The following is a 23439-nucleotide window of genomic DNA, read 5'->3' on the forward strand; positions in this document are numbered from 1 at the left end:
TTCTACCTTTCTCGTATCAATTGCTTTAATTTAGTAACAAAGTTTCTCTGTTCCTTTTGCTTTGGTGCTATATACCCCAAATAATTGGAAACTATACCCCGCAATCTCTTACTTACTTTGGCATGTTCCCTATACTTCGTAAACGGGATTTGTTGTATAACTGCTTTCGAAACAATCGAATCATCTGGAAGCAAGCCTAGCGGATAAATCTGTTTGTATAAAAAACGGGATACAACTTGTTGCAATCGATTCATGGTTTGTTCCCCGACTTTATGACTAGACACTCGATTCATTACAATATAAATAGGTGGAGATCCTGGATGACGCATGATATGTTTAATCATTGCATATCCATCTGTAATCGCTGTTGGTTCAGGTGTCGTTACGATAATGGCTTCATCGGCAGCTAATACAAACGCCAAACTATGATTCGTTACACCTGCCCCCATATCAAAGAAAATGTAGTCATAGTCATTTAGAATTAATTGTAGCTGGTGAAAAAAGTACTCCATTTTGGCATCATCTAACTGAAATACAGACGCTAATCCGGAACCTGCAGCAATATATGCTAAACCGTACGGACTATGTTCGATAATTTCATGAATCGCAGTATTTTCTTCAAACAAATCAACGATCGACTTCTTTGGATGTAAGCCTAATAGAATATCAATATTGCCCATTCCAATATCCAAATCGAAAATAAGTACCTTTTTACTTTTTTCGGTTAAGGTGAGGGCAAAATTCAATACGAAATTCGATTTTCCAACTCCGCCTTTGCCACTAGCAACTGCTATCGTCTTCGCTTCTGTATGATGTTGAATACGGCTGAATTGTTGTCTTAGCTTATGAGCTTGATCTTTCATTCAAACGTTCACCAACTATTTGATTAATTAAGATATCTCGGCTAGCTTCTATTATATCATCTGGTACATTTTGACCATTTGTCAAGTAAGCAATACCTAATTTATGTTTAATAATTAAGTCTATCACCCCTCCAAATTGAGACGTTTCATCTACCTTTGTAAAAATTAATTGCTTTATTGGTATTGCCGAAAACTGCTCATATATATCATTCATATCTTTTACTTTACTCGTGCAGGAGAGCACCAAAAACGTTTGTATATCTTCTTTGAAATCAACTACTTTTTGTAACTCTTTCACGTACTGAGGATCTCGGAAGTTACGACCAGCAGTGTCAACTAGTACTAAATCATACTGTTGTAACTTCTGTCTTGCCTCATAATAATCATGAACGGAATAAGCAACTTCAATTGGGACATTTAATATTTTTGCATACGTTTTTAATTGTTCTATTGCGGCAATTCTGTATGTATCCGTTGTGATAAATGCCACACTTTTTCGATGCTTTAACACAGCTTGAGCAGCAATTTTGGCAATTGTTGTTGTCTTACCAACGCCTGTTGGGCCGACTACATGTACAAATTGTTTGCTATAATCAATGCCACCAAATTGGTGATGTAGTAGCCGGTCTTCCAATACTTCCCCTATCCATTCCATGCACTGAGACGTAGAGACGGGTCCTTTCGCCGTATAATATCTTTCTAACAATGGGTGAACGATTGTCTTTGCTAAAGTATGGGACATTTCTTGCTCCATTAAATGTTCAAAAGTAGCCTGAATAGGCTCAGGATAATACGTTGGAGAGGCGGTTTGATGCTCCATCAACGTTTTTAGTTCCTGTAGTTCCCTTTGCCACTCATTGGATGCACGAGCATTTATAGCCTCTGTTTGATCAACAATGGAAGATGACAAAGGTTTCTTCTCAATAGGTGTTGAAACAGGTAAATGATTTGCGTTCAATTCTGGATCAACAGCAGCAACCACCTCAATATTCGTTTTTCTAAACAACCCTAAGAAGCCACCTTTTTGTATCGTTCGAGAATGTAGAATGACAGCATCTTTACCTAATTCTTTCCGCACTTGATTCATCGCTTCTGGCATTGTGGGGGCAACGTATTTCTTTACCTTCATGTTACATTCACCACCCCTACACTTTGTACTTCTACATTTGGTTCTAATTCGTTATAAGAAAGGACTGACACTTGAGGCAAAAATCGTTCAAGTAACTGCTTCATATACATGCGAACAGCTGGCGAGCAAAGAACAATTGGCATTTCAGATTGCAACGATAATTGCTCTGCTTCCTTTGCAACAGATTGAACAATCGCCTGCTGCATTTCAGGATCAAGTGCTAAATAACTACCGTGTTCCGTTTGTTGAATATGCTCAGCGACCACCTTCTCTACCTTGCCCGATACAGTAACAACTTTGATTGAATCGCTCCCTTGAGCAAACTGTTTTGTGATTTGTACTGATAGCGCTTGACGCGCGTATTCAGCTAACAATTCTGTATCATTTGTCATTTTTCCAAAATCAGCTAGCGTTTCAAAAATAATAGGTAAATTCTTGATTGAAACATTTTCCCTTAACAGTTTAGCTAATACTTTTTGTACATCTCCAACGGCTAACGGTTCTGGTGTCACTTCTTCAACTAAAATAGGATGTGACGCCTTCAAGTGTTCTATTAATTGCTTTGTCTCTTGTCTACCTAATAATTCATGGGCGTGTCTTTTAATTACTTCTGTAATATGCGTTGATACGACAGACGGTGGATCGACAACCGTATAACCGAATAACTCTGCATCTTCTTTCGTTTCTTCATTAATCCATTTAGCAGGTAAACCGAATGCAGGCTCCTGAGTATCAATACCTTCAACAGTATCGTCATCCATGCCAGGACTCATTGCCAAATAATGATCGAGCAAAAGTTCCCCTTTCGCTACTTCATTCCCTTTTATGTTTAACCGATACTCATTCGGATTGAGTTGAATGTTATCCCGAATCCTTACCGTAGGGATTACAATTCCTAACTCGATTGCAAGCTGACGACGAATCATGACAATACGATCCAACAAGTCCCCACCTTGGCTCGTATCAGCAAGAGGGATTAATGCATAACCAAACTCAAATTCAATTGGATCCATATTAATTAATTCCACAACGTTATCTTGTGATTGCATATTGGCAGATACTTTTTTCTCTTCCTCATCCTCTACGGATATGTCTTCTTCCTCATCTGTTCGAGATAACGCCCAGCCACCATATGCTAAAATGGCCGCGATAAATGCAGTTAACAGAAACGGAATTGGTGTAAACCCTAGACAAAATATTGTAGCAGCGGCGATGTATAGTAATTTCGGATAACGTAATAATTGTTCTGTAACATCTGTCCCTAAATTACCATCCGAAGCAGCTCGAGTAACGGTAATACCTGTTGCAGTTGAAATAAGTAATGCAGGAATTTGGCTCACTAATCCATCTCCAACTGTCAATCTCATATATGTATCAATCGCTTCGCCAAAACTCATTTCCATTTGTGTCATGCCTATAATAAGCCCGAAAAGAATGTTAATTAACACGATGATAATACCTGCAATGGCATCTCCTTTTACAAACTTACTCGCACCGTCCATTGCTCCATAGAAATCAGCTTCCTTAGCAATTTTTTCTCGTCGATGTTTCGCTTGTTGTTCAGATATTAACCCCGCATTTAAATCCGCATCAATACTCATCTGTTTACCAGGCATTGCATCAAGCGTAAATCGGGCAGCTACCTCGGACACACGCTCTGCCCCTTTCGTAATAACAAGGAATTGGATAATGACTAAGATGGCAAAGATAACAAAACCAACTAAAGCACTGTTTCCTGTAACAAATGTACCAAATGTGTCGATTACTCCTCCTGCTTCACCGTTAGCTAAGATCGAACGAGTTGTAGAAACATTTAAACCTAACCGGAATAAAGTTAATAACAGTAACAAGGAAGGAAATATGGAAAAATCCAATGCTTCATTAATATTCATCGTTACCAATATGACGATTAGCGCTAATGAAATGTTTATTAAAATTAATATACTTAGCAAAAACGGTGGTAACGGGATAACTAACATAATAATAATCATGATTACGCCCATTACAACCGAGAGATCTCTTAGTGACATTGCTTTCTCTCCCTATTACTTCAAGCTTTTTCTTGTATCCGATACACATAAGCTAATATTTCGGCTACAGCTTGATAAAATTCTTCTCCAATCACGTTGTCTATTTCCACAGCATCATACAAAGCTCTTGCTAAAGGGCGATTTTCTACTGTTACAATATCGTGATGTTTCGCTATTTCTTTTATTTTTAACGCCACATAATCGACCCCTTTAGCAACAACGTATGGTGCATCAGCTTTATTATCATCATATTTAATGGCAACCGCGAAGTGTGTAGGGTTTGTAATCACAACATCCGCATTGGGCACTTCATTCATCATACGTTGTTGAGACATTTGGCGTTGTCTTTCTTTAATTTTGGATTTAATTTGTGGATCACCTTCAATATTTTTATACTCATCTTTAATATCTTGTTTAGACATGCGAATATTTTTTTCGTGATCATACTTTTGATATGTATAATCTAATATTGACAATACGAGTAGCAACAACGATGCAGCTAGCCCCATAATTACAGTAGTACTGCCAAAAAAGGAAACGGCAGCTTCCACGCTTTTTTGGGACATAACTAGCAAATCATCTTTCCTAATCCACAATATAGAAAAGGTTACCGACCCAACAAATCCGATCTTCAACATAGATTTCAATAACTCTACTAGCGCACGAACCGCAAAAATCTTTTTAAATCCTTGAATCGGATCTAGCTTTTTTAAATCCATCTGTATCGGTTTCGTTGTGAAAAGAAAGCCTACTTGCATATAATTTGCTACAAGCGCTGCAATTATTGCAATTGCCATAACCGGCGCAAGCGTAGCAGCCACTCTTTTCGTCATTTCAACCATAACTTGATGTAAGGATTGCTCTGTTAAATCCCAATGTATGTATTCACTGAAACTTTGTTCATAAATTGAGAGAAAGCTCTCTTTCAAATAACCGCCAACAACCCACAATATAGTGAACATTAAAAATAGCATAATTGCCGTGTTCACATCTTGACTTTTAGCTACTTGCCCTTTTTTGCGGCTATCTTCTCTTTTTTTAGGTGTAGCTTTTTCTGTTTTCTCCTGTGAAAAGAACTGTAAATCTAAAGAAAGAGGCTTCATCCTGTCTCCCCCATTAACTGCATTAAATCTCGCATCGATACGAGCATTAAATCAAAAAGGTTTTCTATTAAAATAGTAAACATACTAAATGAAATAAGAATGACGACGAAACTTACTAATATTTTTAACGGTAAGCCTACGACAAACACATTAAGCTGAGGTACCGTTCTTGCGACAATCCCTAGCGCAACATCAACGAGGAATAAACAACCAACAATTGGAACAGACATGAGAAATGCTACCATAAACATTTGATTAAACGTTTCAATTACAAATAGTATGAATGGTTCATTACCGAAGTCGATATACAACTGGTCCAGTGGTATCATTTCATAACTGTAGAATATACCATCGATAAGTAAATGATGCCCATCTACAGCTAACAACAATAATAACGTGATTGTATATAAATATTGTCCAATTAACGGACTTTGAACACCTGTTTGTGGATCAATAACATTTGCAATAGCAAAGCCCATTTGAAAATCTATAAAACCACCAGCAATTTGGACCGCTGTAATAATCAAATAAGCCATAAATCCAATAGCTAATCCTACTATAGCTTCTTTTAGTACTAAACCAATAAACATCTCGTTCACTATAACAACAGGAATATCAACTGTGTAAAACATAATCCAAGCCAAGAAAAAACTAAACCCAATTTTGTGTTGCGTTGGTACATTACGATACGAAAAAAGCGGAATGGTTACAAAAAACGCTGTAACTCTTACAAAAATAAGTATAAAAGCTGGTAATTTAGATAGTTCTAAAAGTTGTTCCATCATTTATCCCACAAAAAAATTTAAATTATGAAATATATTCGATGTAAACTCCACCATTTTTGTAAGCATCCACGGACCAAAGAACAATAAACCAAGTAATACTGCAACGATTTTCGGTATAAAAGCAAGGGTCTGTTCTTGGATTTGTGTAGTAGCTTGGAAAATAGATACAGCTAGTCCAATGGCTAATGCTAATACTAATAAGGGACCCGTTATCATTAAAACTGTAAATATACCATCTTCTGCTAATGAGATAACATCTTGACTGTTCACAGACATATCCCCCTATTCATAAGTTTAAAATCCTTCCAATAAGGAATACGTAATTAAATACCAACCATCTACTAATACGAATAGCAGTATTTTAAAAGGTAAAGAAATCATTACAGGTGGAAGCATCATCATCCCCATTGACATAAGGACACTAGCAACAGCCATATCAATAACAAGAAATGGTATAAAAATCATAAAGCCCATTTGAAATGCTGTTTTTAATTCACTAATCGCAAAAGCAGGTACGAGTGTCGTTAACGGAATATCCTCCAATGATTCAGGTGGGTCCATTTCAGAATAATTCATAAAGAGCGCCAAGTCTTTTTCCCTAGTGTGCTTGGCCATGAACTCTTTTATCGGTTCTGCAGCGTTCTCATAAGCTTCTTCTAAAGATATTTCATCATTAAACAGCGGTTGCAATGCTGTTTCATTTACATCATGGAACGTAGGCGCCATAATAAAAAACGTTAAAAACAGTGCTAACCCAATGAGTAATTGATTCGGCGGTGTTTGTTGTGTTGCTAAAGAAGTTCGAACAAACGACAACACAATGACAATTCTAGTAAAACTTGTCATTAAAATTAGTATACTTGGAGCTAGAGCAAGAACGGTTAACAATAATAACAATTTGACAGAAGTTGAAACGGCAGCTGTGTCCGTATTAGAAAATAAATCTACAAACTCATTCATCAATATCCTCTTTCTGTTTTTGGCTTTGTTGTATTAATCGTTGCCGTTTTTGTTGCAATGACTTCAACTCCGATTGGAAAAGCTGCTGAAACTGAATAGAGGAAGGCTTATTATCACCTTGTGCTCTATCTACACCTTGTTTATTTCTTTTAGAAAACAGCGTTCCCATTGATGAAGAAGTAGCCATATGACCATTTGCTTCTTGCTCTGTTAATGCTCGTTTTGTTTTTTCATCTGTAATTTCCGTTAAAAGCTCTACATTGTCTCCTACGCCAATTGCGAATAACTGATCACCAATGCGCACAACTTGCAATGACTTATTTTGTCCTAACGAAACACCGCCGAGGTTTTGTAGCGTTTTGACATTGTGAAACATTTTATTTCGTTTATTCATAAATTTAAGTAGCGCATACAATAAACCGATTATGAGCGCCAATGCACTTATCAGCTTGATGAACTGCCATAGTATCGAAGGGCCATCCTTCGTTGATTGTGTTGGAGAAGGCGTTTGTCGTTCACCTTCTCCATTTTGCATTGTATCTTCATCATCACACTGTCCAACCATACATTCTACAGAGTCTTCCACTGCTAATGCTACATTAGGCAAAAAGAAACATACCATCATCGCAGTCAACAATAAAAGTGCACCAACATTTTTGCAAATATTTCTCATAAGCGTTAACTCAATGCTTTAGATATAGCTTCTATTACTCGTTCTGCTTGGAATGGTTTCACAATAAAATCTTTTGCACCCGCTTGAATCGCATCAATAACCATCGCTTGTTGCCCCATAGCAGAACACATAATGATCACAGCGTTCCCATTCTCTTCTTTAATTTCTTTCAACGCAGTAATTCCGTCCTTTTCTGGCATCGTAATATCCATCGTAACTAAATCAGGTGTTAATTCTTTATATTTCGCAACCGCTTCGTTGCCATCTTGTGCTTCACCAACGACGTCGTATCCATTTTTCGTCAATATATCTTTAATCATCATTCGCATGAATGCTGCATCATCCACGATTAAAACTTTTTTAGCCATTATTCATTCCCCCATTATTTATTGAATTGTTTTCAGTCGGTCTTTTTGACTTAATATATCTGTTACACGTACACCAAAGTTCTCGTCAATCACGACTACTTCCCCTTTGGCGATTGGCTTTTCATTTACCAGAATATCCACTGGTTCCCCTGCGAGTTTATCTAATTCAACGACAGATCCAGAAGACAAATCTAATATATCTTTAATTGTTCGTTTTGTTCTACCTAATTCAACCGTCACTTTTAAAGGAATATCTAACAACATATTTAAGTTACGTTGTTCCTGATTTCCTAATTCTACTGGATGGAATGAACTAAATTCCGCTGGTTGAATAGTAGACGCTTGCTCTTTATGCATTCCACCTAAATATTGCGTTTGATGTGCGGCAGTTTGATGCTCTTCTTGCGTATGCTGTTGAGATTGCCACGGTTCTCCTTGTATTGTATGAGGTTCTATCGGTTCTTCACTCGTTTGATCTAAAGGCGGATTTAATAGATCTTCTACCAACTGCTTAGCAAACTCAACTGGTAGTAATTGCATAATTTTAGAATCTATCAAATCACCTACTTTTAATTGGAAGGACACCTTAACGAGTACGTCGTCATTAGGAATAGTTTCCGTACCTTCTCCTTGCTTAATATTTAACAAATCAATGCTAGGAGGAGAAATATCCACTCGTTTATTAAACACAGTAGACATACTTGTCGCAGAAGAACCCATCATTTGATTCATAGCTTCTTGCACAGCACTTAAATGAATCTCACTCAGTTCATCAGAAGGTGAAGTGCCATCACCACCTAGCATAAGGTCAGCAATAATTGCAGCATCCGCTTGTTGAATGACAAGTAAGTTCATACCAGAGAAACCTTCTGTATAAGTGACTTGTACTGCTACATTCGGTTGTGGGAATTCATTTGGTAGTAACGACCGTTTGACTATTTTAGTTGTCGGTGTTGTAATTTCTACCTTTTGATTTAATAAACTAGATAAAGCAGTTGCAGAACTACCAAATGAAATATTACCGATTTCACCTAATGTGTCTTGTTCTAATGCGGATAAGTAATCTTCCACAGGGGGTTGTTCTATTACAACCTGTTCTTCTTCATCTTCTCCTGTACCGTTAAGTAATGCATCAATTTCATCTTGAGAGAGCATACCATCACTCATCATCAAAATCCCCCCCTTTATATTCTTCCAAAATCTGTACTGCTACTTTATTTTTCTTCTTACCTGGTTGTACTAAAAACTTTTTCTCGTCGTCGACATTTAAAGCTAATGGTTCTGCGATGCTTTGATTTAAATGAATCACATCTTTTTGAGCTAAATGTAAAAATTGCTCAATGGTAATGGTTGTCTCTCCTAAGACAGCTGTCATTTCCACCTCTGCTTTTTGAATGTTTCGCGTCAATGCTTCATATTCACCTGGCTCGCGTTCCTTCGTTTCTGTCTGCATCCAATAATGGACAGATAATTTCGGAATAATAGGTTCAAGTACAACGTGAGGAATACATATATTAATCATTCCACTCGATTCACCTATTTCCGTATTTAAAGAGATGACAACAACCGTTTCATTCGGGGAAACCATTTGTAGAAATTGTGGATTTTCTTCAAATTCCTCCAGTTGAGGGTCAATTTCTACAATAGAACTCCAAGCTTCTTGTAAACTGTCAATCGCTTTTTCAAACATTTGTGACATGATTTTCGTTTCTATTTCCGTTAACCCTTCAATTTTATTAATACTTTCCCCCCGACCACCTAACATTCGATCGAGCATAGCATAGGCAATATTGGGATTCGTTTCTAACACAATACGACCATCTAGTGGGGCAACAGAGAAAATATTCAAAATTGTTTTTTTCGGTATAGAACGGATAAATTCTTCATAAGGTATTTGGTCCACAGATGCGATGGAAATTTGTACATATGTTCTTAATTGAGCAGAAAAATAGGTCGTTAACAATCGAGCGAAATTTTCATGAATTCGTGAAAGACTTCTAATTTGATCCTTTGAAAAACGAAGAGCACGCTTAAAATCGTAAACCTTTACCTTTTTCTCTGTTTCTTCCTTTTTTAAATCATCTGCGTCCATTTCCCCTGTTGATATGGCAGATAATAATGCGTCTATTTCATTTTGGGAAAGAACTTCTTCAGCCAAATAACGTCACCTCCGTTTCGGCACGGTTTCCATCACTGTAAAACTTTTTGTGTTGTATATACATCTGTCACTTTACCTTCTGTCATGACTTCATTAAGCCGCGTTTGAAGTGTGCTTTCTAAATTACCAATACCCGTTTTAAATTGTTCTTGGTCCTTTTTAGATAGTTCTTTAATGACAATATTATTTAATTGAAAGCTCCGTTTTTCTAACTCTTCTTTCGCTTCTTTGCTATCGGTGACAATTTTAAATTGTATACGGACAAAGCCACCATCATTTAAATCGGTAGTGATTTCATCTGTATCGATGGAATTCTCTACTTGTTCATCAATGGTTGGTTTCTTGTCATCTCCTCCAGTATTCAATACCAATATAAGAGCAACAATACCGACGATACTTATAATGACTAGTGTTATAACCATCGTTTTAAATATTTTAGAATTCAAAAGGCTTCCCCCTCTCCCCTAGTACTTAATTGCGTCATTGCTACCAACCCAACTCTTCGATAGAAATGTTGAACGGCATTGACTACATCCTCTTCATTTTCTTGAACAAGTAATTTCTTACCACTTAGAAGTGTAATCGTTGTATCAGGCAACGATTGTACTTGTTCTATATAAAAACCATTCAAAGTGAAGCGGTCTCCATTTAATTTCGTCAATTGAATCATATGTATAGGGAGAAAGAGACGAAACGATGTATGAACGTTCGTCCCCCTATCCTAACCCTCCCTTTTTATCGTTTTAAGTTCACAAGCTCTTGGAGGATTTCGTCTGATGTTGTAATAATTCGCGTATTGGCTTGAAAAGAACGCTGCCCAGTGATCATCTCTGTAAATTCCTCTGCTAAGTCAACGTTAGACATTTCAAGTGCACCAGAAACGATGGAACCTTGTCCACCTGTACCAGCGCCAACTAATCCACCAAATCCTGCATTATCCGTAGTTCTATATAGGTTAGACCCTGCCTTTTCAAGACCACCTGGATTTGAAAATTGGGCTAGCGCAATCGTTCCTGCCGACTGTTGCTCTCCATCAGCATCTAAATACGTTACTTCCCCAAACTCATCAATGCTATAACTTTGCGCATCAGCAGGGATGTTAATTTTATTATTATTTACATCCTGTAAATAATAACCTGAGGGGTTTACGATATCTCCTTGAGCATCTAAGTAAAAGTTGCCTGCTCTCGTATAGAATGTTTCTTCGCCATTAGAAACTGCGAACATTCCATCCCCTTCAATAAACAAGTCTAAGGAACGGTTCGTTGTTTGACGGAAGCCGGTTGTATGTATGTTATCAATCGAAGCAATTTGAGATCCTAAACCAACTTGAGAAGGGTTAATTCCTCCTTGCCCATTAGCCGGCCCTTGAGCAGGGTTCACTTGTTGACTCATGATATCCGAAAACGTCACTCTGCCTTTCTTATACCCTACAGTGTTCACGTTTGCTACGTTGTTACCGATAATATCTAACTTTGTTTGACTACTTTTCATTCCTGAAATTCCCGCATACATTGAACGTAACATAAAAATACATCCTCTCTAATCTTATAAGTAGGCTTGTTGCGTCTATCCTTCAGCAACAAGATAATAGACTCCCTTATTGGTCCAGCCTATGAATCCATTACGATTGCTCCATTTATATTCGTAAAAATGTGAGCATCGACTTCTTGCTTATCCATTGCAGTAATGACAGTATGATTCTTTGTACTAACAATTAATGCAGCATCATTCGTAATAACTACTGATTCTGTCACACCTTTTTGTTTCGCTTCCTTCACTTTGTGTTCGATTTCTTTCCACACACAATCTGATATATGAATCCCCCGTTCTTTCATTCGAGAACTAGCATGTTTACTAACAATTAAAGCTTCACACTCTTGTTGAAACACGTGTTTAAAGTTACTTTGATTGTGGGCTTGTATATCTTTACTATGATTTATCGGAAGCTGCAAAGGATTATGTTGCAAATGATGAATTTTTGGTACCACTTCACCACTTCCCTATTCTTCTTGAGGCACTTCGGACTGATCCGTTTCTCCTTCATCGTCATCCTCTATCTCTACTTCCTCATTATGAACACTAGAAATTTCATGAACGTTTATTTTCTCTCCATTAGCGAGTTCTAAGAAAACTAACGTGTCTTTCATGGAAACAGATACCACTTCACTTGATTTAGTGTCCGTCACTTCTCCCTCATCGTTTCTCACATCATAAGTGACGTATTTTCCTATCATATGGCTATATTGCGCAACAGGTTCATACGCGACTAATACCGTCAAATCATTCATTGTAGAAGATAATTGCGTTACTTGCTCCAGCATAGCAAAGCTTGTCATTTGCTGTACTAACGCTTTATCATCCATGGGGCTCGTTGGGTCTTGATGCTGCAACTGAGTCATTAATAGCTTTAGAAAATCATCCTTACCTAGGACAGCATTATTATTAAAGGTGGCTCCAGCCTGTTGTGGTGCTGGTGTTTGCTTTTGACGTTCTTGCAAATATTGCGTTGGGATCATGTTTGACACGACACACACCTACACTTTCATATTCATTAACACTTCTTCAAAATGTGGAGATTCAGCATTTTCTTCCTTATCATCTTCTGAATGATAATTCTTCTGTTGAGAAGGATGTTCTTCTTCGTGTTCTCCATTCTCTTCTTGATATGCAGAGCTTTGTTGCGTTGACAGCAATTGTTCGTGTTTTTCGATCTGGATTTGACTTGGAGCGAACATATGACGTAACTGCTGTAAGTTGCCTTCTAACATATCTTTAGCTGCTTGTGTCGTGACCATCAATTTAACAACCATTTCCCCATTTTGTTGTGTCATCCGCACCATCATTTCCCCTAAGTTACCAGGTTTTAATTTAATTAGTAATTGAGAGCCGTTTCGTTGAACAGAAAATTGACTTTGCTTTAATATTTTCTGAAACTCTTCTACTAATTTGTTCTGCATAGTTTCCTTAGAATTAGATTGAGATAGCTTCATCACCCATTGTTCTTGCTGTGACATTAGCATCGGACTGGCTGCTACTTGACTCATCTTATTCTCCAAATGACCACCATTTTGTTCGGATGTACCGTTATTTAAGGCTTGTCGGACCCAATGGCTGAATTCTTTTTGCGTAACGGATGCATGATGACTATACTGATTTTGATTCACAAGAGCATGTCGGTTGCTAAAGTTCTCTATAGCTTGTTGCCAGGCTAGTAAGGTTTTAGGTTGAACACCATTTTGCTTCAGTTGTTGAAATACTTGCTGCCTGTCTTGAGAATTTGTTGTATTTTCTAAAGCTGTCCATTGTTTAGCAAGCATGAATAACTTCGAGTCTAGTTGAAACTTTGCTTGCTTTGGGGCTTGCTCTAATTTGTTGAACACTTTGGTGAGCTCTTGCATTATCATTTGCATTTGTTTATCCTTTGCTGTTTGCGCATGTCCATCTCTATATTCCATTGAAATGGTAGGGGTCGATTGCACCGCGTTCATTAAGAATTGCCTTTGCTGTAATCCACCTTTAGCGTCTAGTTGGATAAACGTCTGCAATGCTCCTATTAAATCTTGCGTAGCTACTTCTAATGAAGCTTTATCATGATCTTCAGCAAAAAAAGATGCTAATTGTTCTTCTAATTCTGCAGGTAACGTTTCCCATAATTCTGATAAACTAGTGAGCACATCTTCACTTAACTGTTGTCCCTCTTTTAACTGTTCTAGTAACCGTGTTAATGTTTCCGTTCGTTCATTCAAAGAAGGATCATGGGGATTAGGAGAATTAGAGAAGTTTCCATTAGCCATCACCTTCTTAAAAGAAGAGAAGCTCTCATCCGCTTTCAACTGACGCACATCCGACGAGAGGACTGGTAATTGCGGGAAAATTGCTAGACTATTCATTGTCGTTTCACCCCCTTTCTATAGTTATCGAACTCTGTATTACTATGAACCTCCCCCTATAAGAGAGTTTGTCATGGATGCTGCTGTTTGTGGATTCATTTCCGCTAATATATCACCGCGTTCTTTTCCAGACATTTGCTCTAGTATAGTCAGGGCCGTGTTTTGCTCTAATTCTTCTAAAATGATAGCCGCTTCATCTGCATCCATCTCTTTAAAGGAGGAAGAAACTTCTTTTACTTTTTCTTCTTTACTTTCACTTAAGTCTTTTTGATTTTTAAGTTGCTGTTCTAGTTGTTGTACTTCGATTTGCAGATCCTTAATCTCTTGATCTTTCATCGAAATCATTCCTTGTAAATCTCTAATTTCGGCATCTTGATCTTGAATAGTTGCCTTATCTTCTGCATTTTTTGTTTTTCCTTCTCCTTCCTCATCCTTCGAAAGGAAAGAAGATACAACAGGAATTTCACTACTTAGTTGCTGAGCTTTATCAAATACATTTACACCAGCAATCGTCATTACAATTAAGAACACTGTCACAGCAAATATGAAAGGAATAACAATACCGAAAACAAACCATTGAAATTTATTCGTCTTTTTCGGTTCTTTATTTATTTCTTTTTTCATGAAAATCTCACCTATTTCCTTGACTTAAAAACTGTTGAACCGATATTTCGTCCATTTGCTTACGCTCAAGCTCTTGTTGGTAAAGTTGCATATGGTGCTGTTTACGATCAATTAGTTTCTCGAATTTCTTCATTTCAACATGAGCTTCTGTTAAATGCTCTTGCTTATGGTCCATATTGGCTCGAGCATGTTGAAAGGAAGGTTGCAAGGATGCTATTTTTCTTTCTAATTGTTCGATGTATTGGGATGAAGCATGTAAATCTGTCACATGCGTTGGGTGCTGCAATTGATTGTGATAAGACGTCTCTGCTTTCTCTTTCTTTTTTAACAGTTCATACATGTCCATTGCTATTTTCTCAAACTCTTGCACTGATTGTTGATATTGCTTTTGAGCCATATGTTTATCTGTTTCTTTTACATGTAGTATTTTGTGAAAGGTTGATATACTTGCCATTTATACATCACTTCCCTCTCTTAAGTAATGCTACGAGTTGTTCAACTGCCTGTTCAAAACCAACTTGCTCGTCTATTCCTTGCTTAAGAAATTCTATAATTTTTGGATAATATTGTATCGCTTCATCAATTTCTAAAGAGGAACCTTTTTTATAAGCACCGATTTGAATTAATTCTTGATTTTCTTCAAACGTAGCAAGTAACGATCGTAATTCTCCCGCCGCTTCCTGGTGAGGTTGGGAAGTAATTTGTTTCATCACTCGGCTAATCGACTTTAACACGTTGATAGCTGGAAACTGACCTTGCTCTGCTAATTTGCGATCTAATACGAAATGACCGTCTAATATTCCTCGAACAGTATCAGAAATTGGTTCATTCAAATCGTCCCCGTCGACTAAAACGGTATAAAAAGCAGTAATCGTACCGTGTCTACTTGTACCAGTACGTTCTAGAAGTTTCGGCAACATAGCAAACACACTCGGAGTATATCCTTTTGTAGTAGGAGGTTCACCGGTAGCTAAGCCAATTTCACGCTGTGCCATCGCTACCCTAGTGACAGAATCCATCATTAAATTTACGTTTAAACCAAGGTCACGAAAATATTCACTAATCGCTGTTGCCGTATATGCTCCTTTAATGCGCATTAACGCTGGTTGATCAGAAGTCGCTACAACTACAATTGATTTCTTTAAGCCTTCTTGTCCTAAATCTTTTTCGACAAATTCTTTTACTTCTCTTCCTCTCTCCCCTATAAGCGCGATAACATTAATATCTGCATCACTATTACGGGCAATCATTCCCATTAAAGTACTTTTTCCAACTCCACTTCCGGCAAATATCCCAACACGTTGTCCTTTTCCAACAGTAAGTAGTGAATCAATGGAACGTACTCCTACTTGTATCGGTTCTTGTATTCGTGGTCTAGATAACGGATTAGGTGGTGACTGATCAGTAGGGCGCCACTGTAATCCTTTCGGCACTTGAGAACCTTCAAACAATAGATTCCCAAGTGAGTCGATGACTTGTCCAATCATCCCTCTGCCAATGCGGATTTTTAGCGGGCTCCCTGTCGCTTCTACAAGACATCCAGGCGACATGTGTGTTAATTCGGAATAAGGCATTAACAATATATTTTCATTGTTAAACCCCACTACTTCTGCTAGTACTTTCTGTTTATTCGCATGAATGATGCACACTTCGCCAATACTTGCTTCTGGACCTTTGGATTCAACCATCAAGCCAACTACTCTATGAATCTTCCCATATCGTTTGAACGTATCAATAGCCGGTATATGTTCCATAAGCTTATGAACCTTCACTGCCCTTTGCCTCCTCTAACAATTGGAACAACTTAGACCTTAACTCCGTTAACTGGCTATCCACACTGGCATCCACGCGACCAAACGGTGATTCAACGTAACATTGATGCTGATCAAGGTTGTTCTTCGGATAAATGGAAAGAGCTTGTTTGTGATCAATCATCATGTTTAACTCTTCTTTTTGTTTCACTAAGTGTCCATATTGATCGGGATGAACATAAATAGCGATACGTTCTTGTTCTTTCACTTCCTCTACAAGTGCTTTCACAATAGGTAGAAACTGATCAGGATGCGCATCTAAAATACTATGTAAAATTTTTGATGAGGCTTCAATCCCTAAAGCAAGAATCGTATCTTCGCTTTCTTCAATACGTTTCGCATAATCATGTTCAGCTAGATGAACAATTTGATGACCTTGTTCTAGTAAACTAGCAAATGTGGATTCTGCTTCTTGTTTACCAAATTCAAACCCTTGCTGATATCCATCTTGATAAGCCTCCTGTTGATACGCTTGTTTTTGCTTTTCCCATTCGGCTTTATTTTGCTCGATTTGTTCATTTGCTTGTTTTATTAGTTGTGCTGCTTTCTGCTTTGCATGTTGTAAAGCCATTTCCGCTTCTTGATACGTGTTATGTACTTTTTCACTTTCTTGCTCATCGAGTTGTTTGTGTATAGGTCTTAATCCGATAACTCTTGCCCGATTAGACAATGATATCGTCACCTCCACCTCGTGCAATAACAATTTCTCCTACATCCTCTAATCTTCTAATTACACCAACAATACGTGTTTGACTTTCTTCTACTTCTTTCAAACGAACAGGCCCCATAAATTCCATTTCATCTTTAAACGTATCTGCCATACGGTTTGACATGTTGTTAAAGACAATTTCTTTCACTTCTTCACTAGCTACTTTCAACGCTAACATGAGATCTTCATTTTCTACTTCACGGATAACACGTTGAATAGCTCGATTATCTAATGTAACGATGTCTTCAAATACAAACATACGTTTCTTAATTTCTTCAGCAAGTTCAGGGTCTTGTATTTCTAAGGAATCTAAAATGGTCCGTTCGGTACTGCGATCTACTCCATTTAATACTTCAACAACAGATTCTATTCCTCCAGTTTGCGTGTAATCTTGCGTGACAGTAGCAGATAGTTTACGTTCTAGAATCTGTTCTACTTCGCTAATAATTTCTGGAGAAGTTGAATCCATTACAGCAATTCGTTTCGCTACATCGGCCTGCATTTCTTGAGGTAATTCCGAAAGAATTTGTGCCGATTGCTCCGCGTCTAAGTATGATAAGATAAGCGCAATCGTTTGCGGATGTTCATTTTGAATAAAGTTCAGAATTTGCCCTGCATCTGCCTTTCTAGCAAAATCAAAGGGTCTTACTTGCAAGGTTGACGTTAGTTTATTAATAATATTATTCGCTTCGTTTTCGCCTAGCGCTTTTTCTAACACTTTCTTGGCATAACCAATCCCACCTTGAGAAATATATTCTTGCGCTAACGCAATTTGGTGAAATTGATCTAATATTTCTTCCTTCTGATCGGGCTCTACCTTTTTTACAGAAGAAATCTCTAGTGTAAGCTTTTCAATTTCTTCTTCCGTTAAATGTTTATACACTTGCGCCGATACATCAGGGCCAAGTGAAATGAGTAGGACAGCAGCTTTTTGCCGCCCTGTCATTCCTCGTTTTTTTGCCATACAAATCCCCCCTAGTCTTCAGCAATCCAAGATCTAAGAAGTTTCGCAAAATCCTCTGGTTTATCTTTCGCCATGCGTTCTAGTTGTTTACGACGTATGGAAGATTCCGTTTCTTCTCCTTGATCGATATCAGGTATCATAAATTGAGGCTGCTCTTCTATATATTCTTCGACTTGTTCTGTGTTGTCTTTCTTTCTAACTAGCATCCATATAAGCGTAGCGATTACGACAAGCAAAATCCCACCAACTGCATATACCCAAGTTGGAATGATAGAACCTGATGTATTGGGAGCTTCCGGCTTTCCATTAAACGCTTGGAATACAATAGAAATGTTCTCTTCAGGATTTACTTCTCCATATTCTTTAGAAACGGACGTCTCCACAATGGAAGTTAAGATAGAAGTGATCCCCTCTTCTACAGTCGCTTGTTCTTGAGGCGTAAGTGTCTCTGTTTGTTCACCTTCAGAAGTTTGCTTCGCATTATTAACCGCAACTTGAATACCTAAGTCACGAACTTTATAGGGACTTTCAACAATGTTTTTCTGAATTTGATTGTATTCATTGTTGATTGTTTCTTTCATCATTTCATATTCGCCATCACCATTTTGATCACCAGCGTTATAGTTTGGAATATCTCCTTCACCTGTACCTGGTGTACCACCTGCAGTAGCGTTTTCCCCTGTGTATGTCTCCGTTATTCGTTCTACACTAACTGGTAAACCTGCTTCATCTTCTGATACCGGTTCTACTAGCTGTTCGGTTCGGTTTTCTTTAGTAAAATCAACATCCGCGGTAACAGATACCATTACCTTATCTTGACCAATCATCATGCCTAGCATTTGTTGTACTCGTTGTTGAATGTCCTTTTCTATATCTGCTTTCACATTTTGTTGATAATCATAAGAATCCCCACTTGCATAACTAGAGTCATTTTTCACATCATAGTGATTAAAATTTTGATCTGTTATGACAATATTATCTGTAGGAAGATCTGGAACAGATTTAGAAACCAAATTATACAATGCTTGCACTTGTTCTTGATTTAGTTCATAGCCAGGTTCTTTATGTATAACAACGGATGCTGAAGCCTTTTCAGCATCTTCTCCGACAAAAACTGTTTCTTCCGGTTTATTAATCATGACATTTGCATCACTTATTCCATCAATACTTGAAATTAAGTGGGATAATTCTGATTGCATGGCATCTAGTTTAATCACTTCAAATTCATTACTAGACATGCCCCATGATGCATTCTCACTAAAATAGGAATAATCGATATTACCTGTATTCGGTAAGCCTTGAGCTGCTAAGTCAACCAATAAAGCATCGACTTGTTCTTCTGGCACTAAAATCGTTTGCCCACTATTTGCAATATCGTATTGTATTCCTCTCGTATCTAGTTCTTCTTTAATTTGACCGACCTCTGCATGGGATAAATTGCTGTAAAGAGGGGTCATATTAGGCTTAGAAGATATCACTATCACACTAATAAGCACCATAAAGAAAGCTACCATCGCTCCGATTATGACACTTTTTTGTGCGAGCGTTCGACTCTTCCAAACATTCAACACGTCATTTTTATATTGTTGTAGCTTTTCTCTCATAATAGCCCCCGCATAATAACGTAATTATATAAACGCAGTAGTTATATTTGCATTCTAGAAATTTCTTTGTATGCATCAATTGCTTTACTCTGTACTTCGATTGCAGTTTGCATCATTATACTAGCCTTCTGGGCGGTAATCATCACATCATGTAAATTATTCACTTCACCCTTCACCAGTTGCTCTGTCTTCTGATCCGATGCCACATTCGCTTTATTCACTTGCTCAATAGCTGATTTAAGGCTATTTGCAAAAGAGGACTGAGCATCAGCTGGCGAAGTATTTTTTACTTTTGCTGTAGTTGCTGCATGTAAAGGTTGTAATGGCGGTAATGTATTATGTATCGTATTCATTGATTATCTTTACTCCTTTTACTTACCGATTTCTAATGCTTTCATCATCATGCCTTTACTCGCATTTAACGCGGTAACGTTAGCTTCATAAGACCTTGTTGCACTCATTAAATCTACCATTTCCTTCAATGGATTCACATTTGGCATTGCTACGTACCCTTCTTCATTAGCATCTGGGTGATTTGGATTAAACATCATTTGAAACGGCTCTTGATCTTCATTGATTTGTGAAACACGCACTCCTTCAGCTGGTGTAGCAGAACTCCCCATCGCATGTTGTAAATTAGATTGAAAGGACTGGCCGTTTGGCTGAAACGTAACTGTCTTACGTCGATACGGTTCCCAACCTCCATTTTCATTTTGCGTTGCTCTGGTTGACTCTGCGTTTGCTAGGTTTGATGACACTACATCCATCCGAAGCCTTTGCGCTGTCAACGCACTTGCACTCGCATTAATAGCACTAAACATCCCCATACCTAACGCCCTCCTCTTAACACACTTTCTAGACCTTTAAATTTGCTATTTAGCCGATCTACAACAGCACGATAATAAATTTGGTTATTTGCTAATTCAGACATTTCCTTATCCATATCTACGTTATTGCCATTATGAGTGTATGAAGTAGATGTATTCGTTGACACGACAAACGGCTTAGAACCTGAAGATTGAAAAGGAATGTGCTTTGAATGGCTTCGCTTTGCACGAAATGATACATCCATCTCATTAGCCATAACATCTTTAAAATGAACATTCTTCGATTTATAATTCGGGGTATCCACATTCGCAACATTATTGGAAATTATTTGGTTTTTCTTAGTGGAGTAGTTCACCCCATTTTCTAGCGATTGGAACACACTACCAAATAACTGCATTTAAAAACCTCTCTTCATTCTTTACTCTTAAGCATTCAGACCTAACAATATTCATTTTAAGAAATCTGAATGTTTCTGTCCATGAGATATAATACCTATTTCATTCATTATTGCTAAATAATTCATTTATAAATCAAAAAATCAGTTAAATCGGCCTATAATTTCGAGCTATTATGTATAATGTGTAAATGTTTTTTCCCACGTATAGTATCTCACAAAACCTTTAATGAAAATATGTACATATTGTTAAATTTATAATTTACATGGATTTTATTTTTTTACAAAAAAAGCTCCTTCTCTTTTAAGAGAAGGAGCTTCACATGTATTAATCTAATTTCATATTTTGTAACTCTACTAAAAACTTGTCATTCAGAACTTTAATGTATGTTCCTTTCATACCCAGTGAACGTGACTCAATAACACCAGCACTTTCTAACTTACGAAGAGCATTGACAATAACAGAACGCGTAATTCCTACTCGATCAGCAATTTTACTTGCTACAAGTAGCCCTTCATTGCCTTCTAACTCTTCAAAGATATGTTCAATAGCTTCTAATTCACTGTATGATAGAGAACTAATTGCCATTTGCACTACAGCTTTACTACGAGCCTCTAACTCAATTTCTTCTGTTTTCTCGTGTAAGATTTCCATACCTACTACCGTAGCACCATATTCTCCGAGTAAAATATCATCCTCATTAAACTCGTCCGTTAAACGACTTAAAATAAGTGTACCAAGGCGTTCTTTTCCACCGATAATCGGGACAATAGTTGTTAATCCATTTTTAAACAGATCACGGTTCTCTACTGGAAATGCAGTGAAGTCACTTTCAATGGTGATGTTTGATGTTGTTTCAGATAAGTTAAATAAATTTTGCGTATATTCTTGTGGAAATTGACGTTCTTCAAGCATATTCTTCATCCGTTGGTTCTCTATTTCTTGCTTAATAGCATACCCTAACAATTTCCCTCTACGGCTAACGATAAACGTATTTGCACCAATAGTATCTCTTAACGTTTCAGACATATCATTAAAGTTCACCGATTTCCCTGTCGTTTTTTGTAACATTGAATTGATTTTTCTTGCACGATCCAATAATCTCATTTCCATAGTAGTATCCTCCTAAACAGACTTTTCTATTCTATAAGATGAATTGACTTAAATCTTTGTTTTTTGCAATTGTTGCTAATTTGTCTTCTACGTATGATTTCGTTATTTGAATAGTTTCCATGTGAACATCCGGCGCTTCAAATGATAGGTCTTCTAATAACTTCTCTAATATAGTGTGTAAACGACGAGCTCCGATATTATCTGTGTCTTGATTCACTTCATAAGCAACTTCTGCTAGTCTTGTTACAGCTTCGTCAGAAAATTCAACATTTATACCTTCTGTTGCTAATAAAGCTTTGTACTGCTTTAGCAAGGCATTGGAAGGTTCCGTCAAAATGTTCACAAAATCTTCTACCGCAAGCTTTTCCAACTCTACTCGAATCGGAAAGCGCCCTTGAAGTTCTGGTATTAAGTCAGAAGGTTTTGACATATGGAATGCACCTGCTGCTACAAATAGAATATGGTCTGTTTTGACAGGTCCATATTTCGTCGTCACCGTTGAACCTTCTACGATAGGTAAGATATCGCGTTGAACCCCTTCACGGGACACATTTGCAGATTGATCGCTCTGACCAGCCACTTTATCCATCTCATCTATAAATATTATCCCCGTTTGTTCAACTTTAGTAACTGCTTCTTGTGTTACTTCGTCCATATCGATTAATTTCTGAGCTTCTGCTTGTGTTAATACTTTCCGTGCTTCTTTTACTGTTAAGCGTCTTCGCTTCGTTTTCTTAGGCATGAATTGACCAAGTGCATCTTGCATATTCATCCCCATTTGTTCCATTCCCGAACCTTGTAGCATATCAAACATCGAAGGCTGTTGCTCTTCTACTTCTATTGTCACCATATGATCTTCTAATTCACCAAGAGCAAGTTGATGAGCCATTTGCTTTCTTTTTTGTTTCCTGTTTTGCTCTTCTTGTGTTTCTTCCTGATCAGGTTGACTTTGTGATTGATTAAAGAGCATCTCTAACGGGTTTTTCATTTGGTTTTGCTTTTTCTTTTCGGGTACGAGCAACTCAACAATTCTCTCGTCCGCTAACTTTTCAGCACGGTCTTTAACGAGTTCCATTCTTTCTTCTTTAACCATTCGAATAGAGGTTTCCATTAAATCACGTACCATGGATTCAACATCACGACCTACATATCCAACTTCAGTAAATTTCGTTGCTTCCACTTTGATGAATGGTGCTCCCGTAAGCTTTGCTAAACGGCGAGCTATTTCTGTTTTACCAACACCTGTTGGGCCAATCATCAATATATTTTTCGGAACAATTTCATCTTTCAAGTGTTCATTTAATTGCATACGTCGGTAACGATTACGGAGAGCAATTGCTACCGCTTTCTTCGCTTGTTGTTGTCCAATAATGTATTGATCCAGTTGCTCGACGATTCTTCTCGGTGTAAGATTATCTGTCATCACTAA

At 37.5% G+C, this 23439-nt stretch carries 28 protein-coding genes; all 28 read right to left on the reverse strand.

The annotated features are described in order from the left end of the window. Positions 1–2 precede the first annotated feature (2 nt). Complete coding sequence (locus N784_RS02680; RefSeq protein WP_036831944.1) at positions 3–863, reverse strand: MinD/ParA family protein; 861 nt, start codon at positions 861–863, stop codon at positions 3–5. Beyond that, positions 844–1992, reverse strand: coding sequence for a flagellar biosynthesis protein FlhF (flhF, locus tag N784_RS02685; protein WP_036831946.1), 1149 nt, complete (start codon positions 1990–1992; stop codon positions 844–846). Before flhF ends, N784_RS02680 begins: the two co-directional genes overlap by 20 nt. Continuing rightward, the gene (flhA, locus tag N784_RS02690; RefSeq protein ID WP_036831948.1) at positions 1989–4022 is read right to left on the reverse strand and encodes a flagellar biosynthesis protein FlhA; all 2034 of its coding nucleotides are present in this window, start codon (positions 4020–4022) and stop codon (positions 1989–1991) included. The genes flhF and flhA overlap by 4 nt, the downstream gene beginning before the upstream one ends. Before the next feature lie 20 nt (positions 4023–4042). Beyond that, entirely contained in the window at positions 4043–5125 is a 1083-nt protein-coding gene (gene flhB, locus N784_RS02695) for a flagellar biosynthesis protein FlhB (RefSeq protein ID WP_036831950.1), read from the reverse strand. Then, the gene (gene fliR, locus N784_RS02700; protein ID WP_036832289.1) at positions 5122–5907 is read right to left on the reverse strand and encodes a flagellar biosynthetic protein FliR; all 786 of its coding nucleotides are present in this window, start codon (positions 5905–5907) and stop codon (positions 5122–5124) included. Before fliR ends, flhB begins: the two co-directional genes overlap by 4 nt. 3 nt (positions 5908–5910) lie before the next feature. Then, positions 5911–6180, reverse strand: a complete 270-nt coding sequence (gene fliQ / locus N784_RS02705) for a flagellar biosynthesis protein FliQ (RefSeq protein WP_036831954.1) — start codon at positions 6178–6180, stop codon at positions 5911–5913. Positions 6181–6204: 24 nt separating this feature from the next. Beyond that, positions 6205–6870 (reverse strand): flagellar type III secretion system pore protein FliP, encoded by a 666-nt coding sequence (fliP, locus tag N784_RS02710; RefSeq protein ID WP_036831957.1) that lies wholly within the window; start codon positions 6868–6870, stop codon positions 6205–6207. Further along, positions 6863–7543: a flagellar biosynthetic protein FliO gene (locus tag N784_RS02715; RefSeq protein ID WP_052127097.1), complete on the reverse strand. Its 681-nt coding sequence runs from the start codon at positions 7541–7543 to the stop codon at positions 6863–6865. Before N784_RS02715 ends, fliP begins: the two co-directional genes overlap by 8 nt. A gap of 5 nt (positions 7544–7548) precedes the next feature. After that, complete coding sequence (locus tag N784_RS02720) at positions 7549–7911, reverse strand: response regulator (protein ID WP_036831960.1); 363 nt, start codon at positions 7909–7911, stop codon at positions 7549–7551. 18 nt (positions 7912–7929) lie between these two features. After that, a complete protein-coding gene (gene fliY, locus N784_RS02725) occupies positions 7930–9081 on the reverse strand; it encodes a flagellar motor switch phosphatase FliY (protein WP_036831962.1) in 1152 nt (383 codons plus the stop codon). Next, positions 9071–10069, reverse strand: a complete 999-nt coding sequence (gene fliM, locus N784_RS02730; RefSeq protein WP_036831964.1) for a flagellar motor switch protein FliM — start codon at positions 10067–10069, stop codon at positions 9071–9073. The genes fliY and fliM overlap by 11 nt, the downstream gene beginning before the upstream one ends. A 32-nt stretch (positions 10070–10101) precedes the next feature. Continuing rightward, positions 10102–10515 (reverse strand): flagellar basal body-associated protein FliL, encoded by a 414-nt coding sequence (gene fliL, locus N784_RS02735; protein ID WP_232305959.1) that lies wholly within the window; start codon positions 10513–10515, stop codon positions 10102–10104. Continuing rightward, entirely contained in the window at positions 10512–10739 is a 228-nt protein-coding gene (locus N784_RS02740; protein WP_036831967.1) for a flagellar FlbD family protein, read from the reverse strand. The genes fliL and N784_RS02740 overlap by 4 nt, the downstream gene beginning before the upstream one ends. 65 nt (positions 10740–10804) lie before the next feature. Continuing rightward, positions 10805–11596, reverse strand: a complete 792-nt coding sequence (gene flgG, locus N784_RS02745; RefSeq protein WP_036831970.1) for a flagellar basal body rod protein FlgG — start codon at positions 11594–11596, stop codon at positions 10805–10807. A gap of 86 nt (positions 11597–11682) precedes the next feature. Beyond that, positions 11683–12060 carry a TIGR02530 family flagellar biosynthesis protein gene (locus tag N784_RS02750; RefSeq protein ID WP_052127098.1) on the reverse strand — a complete coding sequence of 126 codons (378 nt, stop codon included), beginning with the start codon at positions 12058–12060 and terminating at the stop codon, positions 11683–11685. A gap of 12 nt (positions 12061–12072) precedes the next feature. After that, the gene (locus N784_RS02755) at positions 12073–12588 is read right to left on the reverse strand and encodes a flagellar hook capping FlgD N-terminal domain-containing protein (protein ID WP_232305962.1); all 516 of its coding nucleotides are present in this window, start codon (positions 12586–12588) and stop codon (positions 12073–12075) included. Positions 12589–12606: 18 nt separating this feature from the next. Further along, positions 12607–13962: a flagellar hook-length control protein FliK gene (locus tag N784_RS02760; protein ID WP_036831973.1), complete on the reverse strand. Its 1356-nt coding sequence runs from the start codon at positions 13960–13962 to the stop codon at positions 12607–12609. A 42-nt stretch (positions 13963–14004) separates the two neighbouring features. Further along, positions 14005–14586 carry a MotE family protein gene (locus tag N784_RS02765; protein ID WP_036831976.1) on the reverse strand — a complete coding sequence of 194 codons (582 nt, stop codon included), beginning with the start codon at positions 14584–14586 and terminating at the stop codon, positions 14005–14007. A gap of 7 nt (positions 14587–14593) precedes the next feature. After that, positions 14594–15040: a flagellar export protein FliJ gene (fliJ, locus tag N784_RS02770; RefSeq protein ID WP_036831980.1), complete on the reverse strand. Its 447-nt coding sequence runs from the start codon at positions 15038–15040 to the stop codon at positions 14594–14596. A gap of 7 nt (positions 15041–15047) precedes the next feature. Beyond that, a complete protein-coding gene (fliI, locus tag N784_RS02775; protein ID WP_408633503.1) occupies positions 15048–16358 on the reverse strand; it encodes a flagellar protein export ATPase FliI in 1311 nt (436 codons plus the stop codon). Beyond that, entirely contained in the window at positions 16345–17085 is a 741-nt protein-coding gene (gene fliH, locus N784_RS02780; RefSeq protein ID WP_232305963.1) for a flagellar assembly protein FliH, read from the reverse strand. The genes fliI and fliH overlap by 14 nt, the downstream gene beginning before the upstream one ends. Continuing rightward, on the reverse strand, positions 17060–18070 hold the full coding sequence (gene fliG, locus N784_RS02785; RefSeq protein ID WP_036831985.1) for a flagellar motor switch protein FliG: 1011 nt from the start codon (positions 18068–18070) through the stop codon (positions 17060–17062). Before fliG ends, fliH begins: the two co-directional genes overlap by 26 nt. Positions 18071–18081: 11 nt before the next feature. After that, positions 18082–19674 carry a flagellar basal-body MS-ring/collar protein FliF gene (gene fliF, locus N784_RS02790; protein ID WP_036831987.1) on the reverse strand — a complete coding sequence of 531 codons (1593 nt, stop codon included), beginning with the start codon at positions 19672–19674 and terminating at the stop codon, positions 18082–18084. Between the two features lie 41 nt (positions 19675–19715). Beyond that, entirely contained in the window at positions 19716–20027 is a 312-nt protein-coding gene (gene fliE / locus N784_RS02795; protein WP_036831990.1) for a flagellar hook-basal body complex protein FliE, read from the reverse strand. 18 nt (positions 20028–20045) lie between these two features. Continuing rightward, a complete protein-coding gene (flgC, locus tag N784_RS02800; protein ID WP_036831992.1) occupies positions 20046–20501 on the reverse strand; it encodes a flagellar basal body rod protein FlgC in 456 nt (151 codons plus the stop codon). 2 nt (positions 20502–20503) lie between these two features. Then, positions 20504–20899, reverse strand: a complete 396-nt coding sequence (gene flgB, locus N784_RS02805; protein ID WP_036831994.1) for a flagellar basal body rod protein FlgB — start codon at positions 20897–20899, stop codon at positions 20504–20506. A 325-nt stretch (positions 20900–21224) separates the two neighbouring features. Beyond that, on the reverse strand, positions 21225–22004 hold the full coding sequence (codY, locus tag N784_RS02810) for a GTP-sensing pleiotropic transcriptional regulator CodY (RefSeq protein ID WP_036832304.1): 780 nt from the start codon (positions 22002–22004) through the stop codon (positions 21225–21227). Positions 22005–22041: 37 nt separating this feature from the next. Beyond that, entirely contained in the window at positions 22042–23433 is a 1392-nt protein-coding gene (gene hslU, locus N784_RS02815) for an HslU--HslV peptidase ATPase subunit (protein ID WP_036831996.1), read from the reverse strand. Positions 23434–23439 lie beyond the last annotated feature (6 nt).

Source organism: Pontibacillus litoralis JSM 072002, from assembly GCF_000775615.1.
GTDB lineage: Bacteria > Bacillota > Bacilli > Bacillales > BH030062 > Pontibacillus > Pontibacillus litoralis.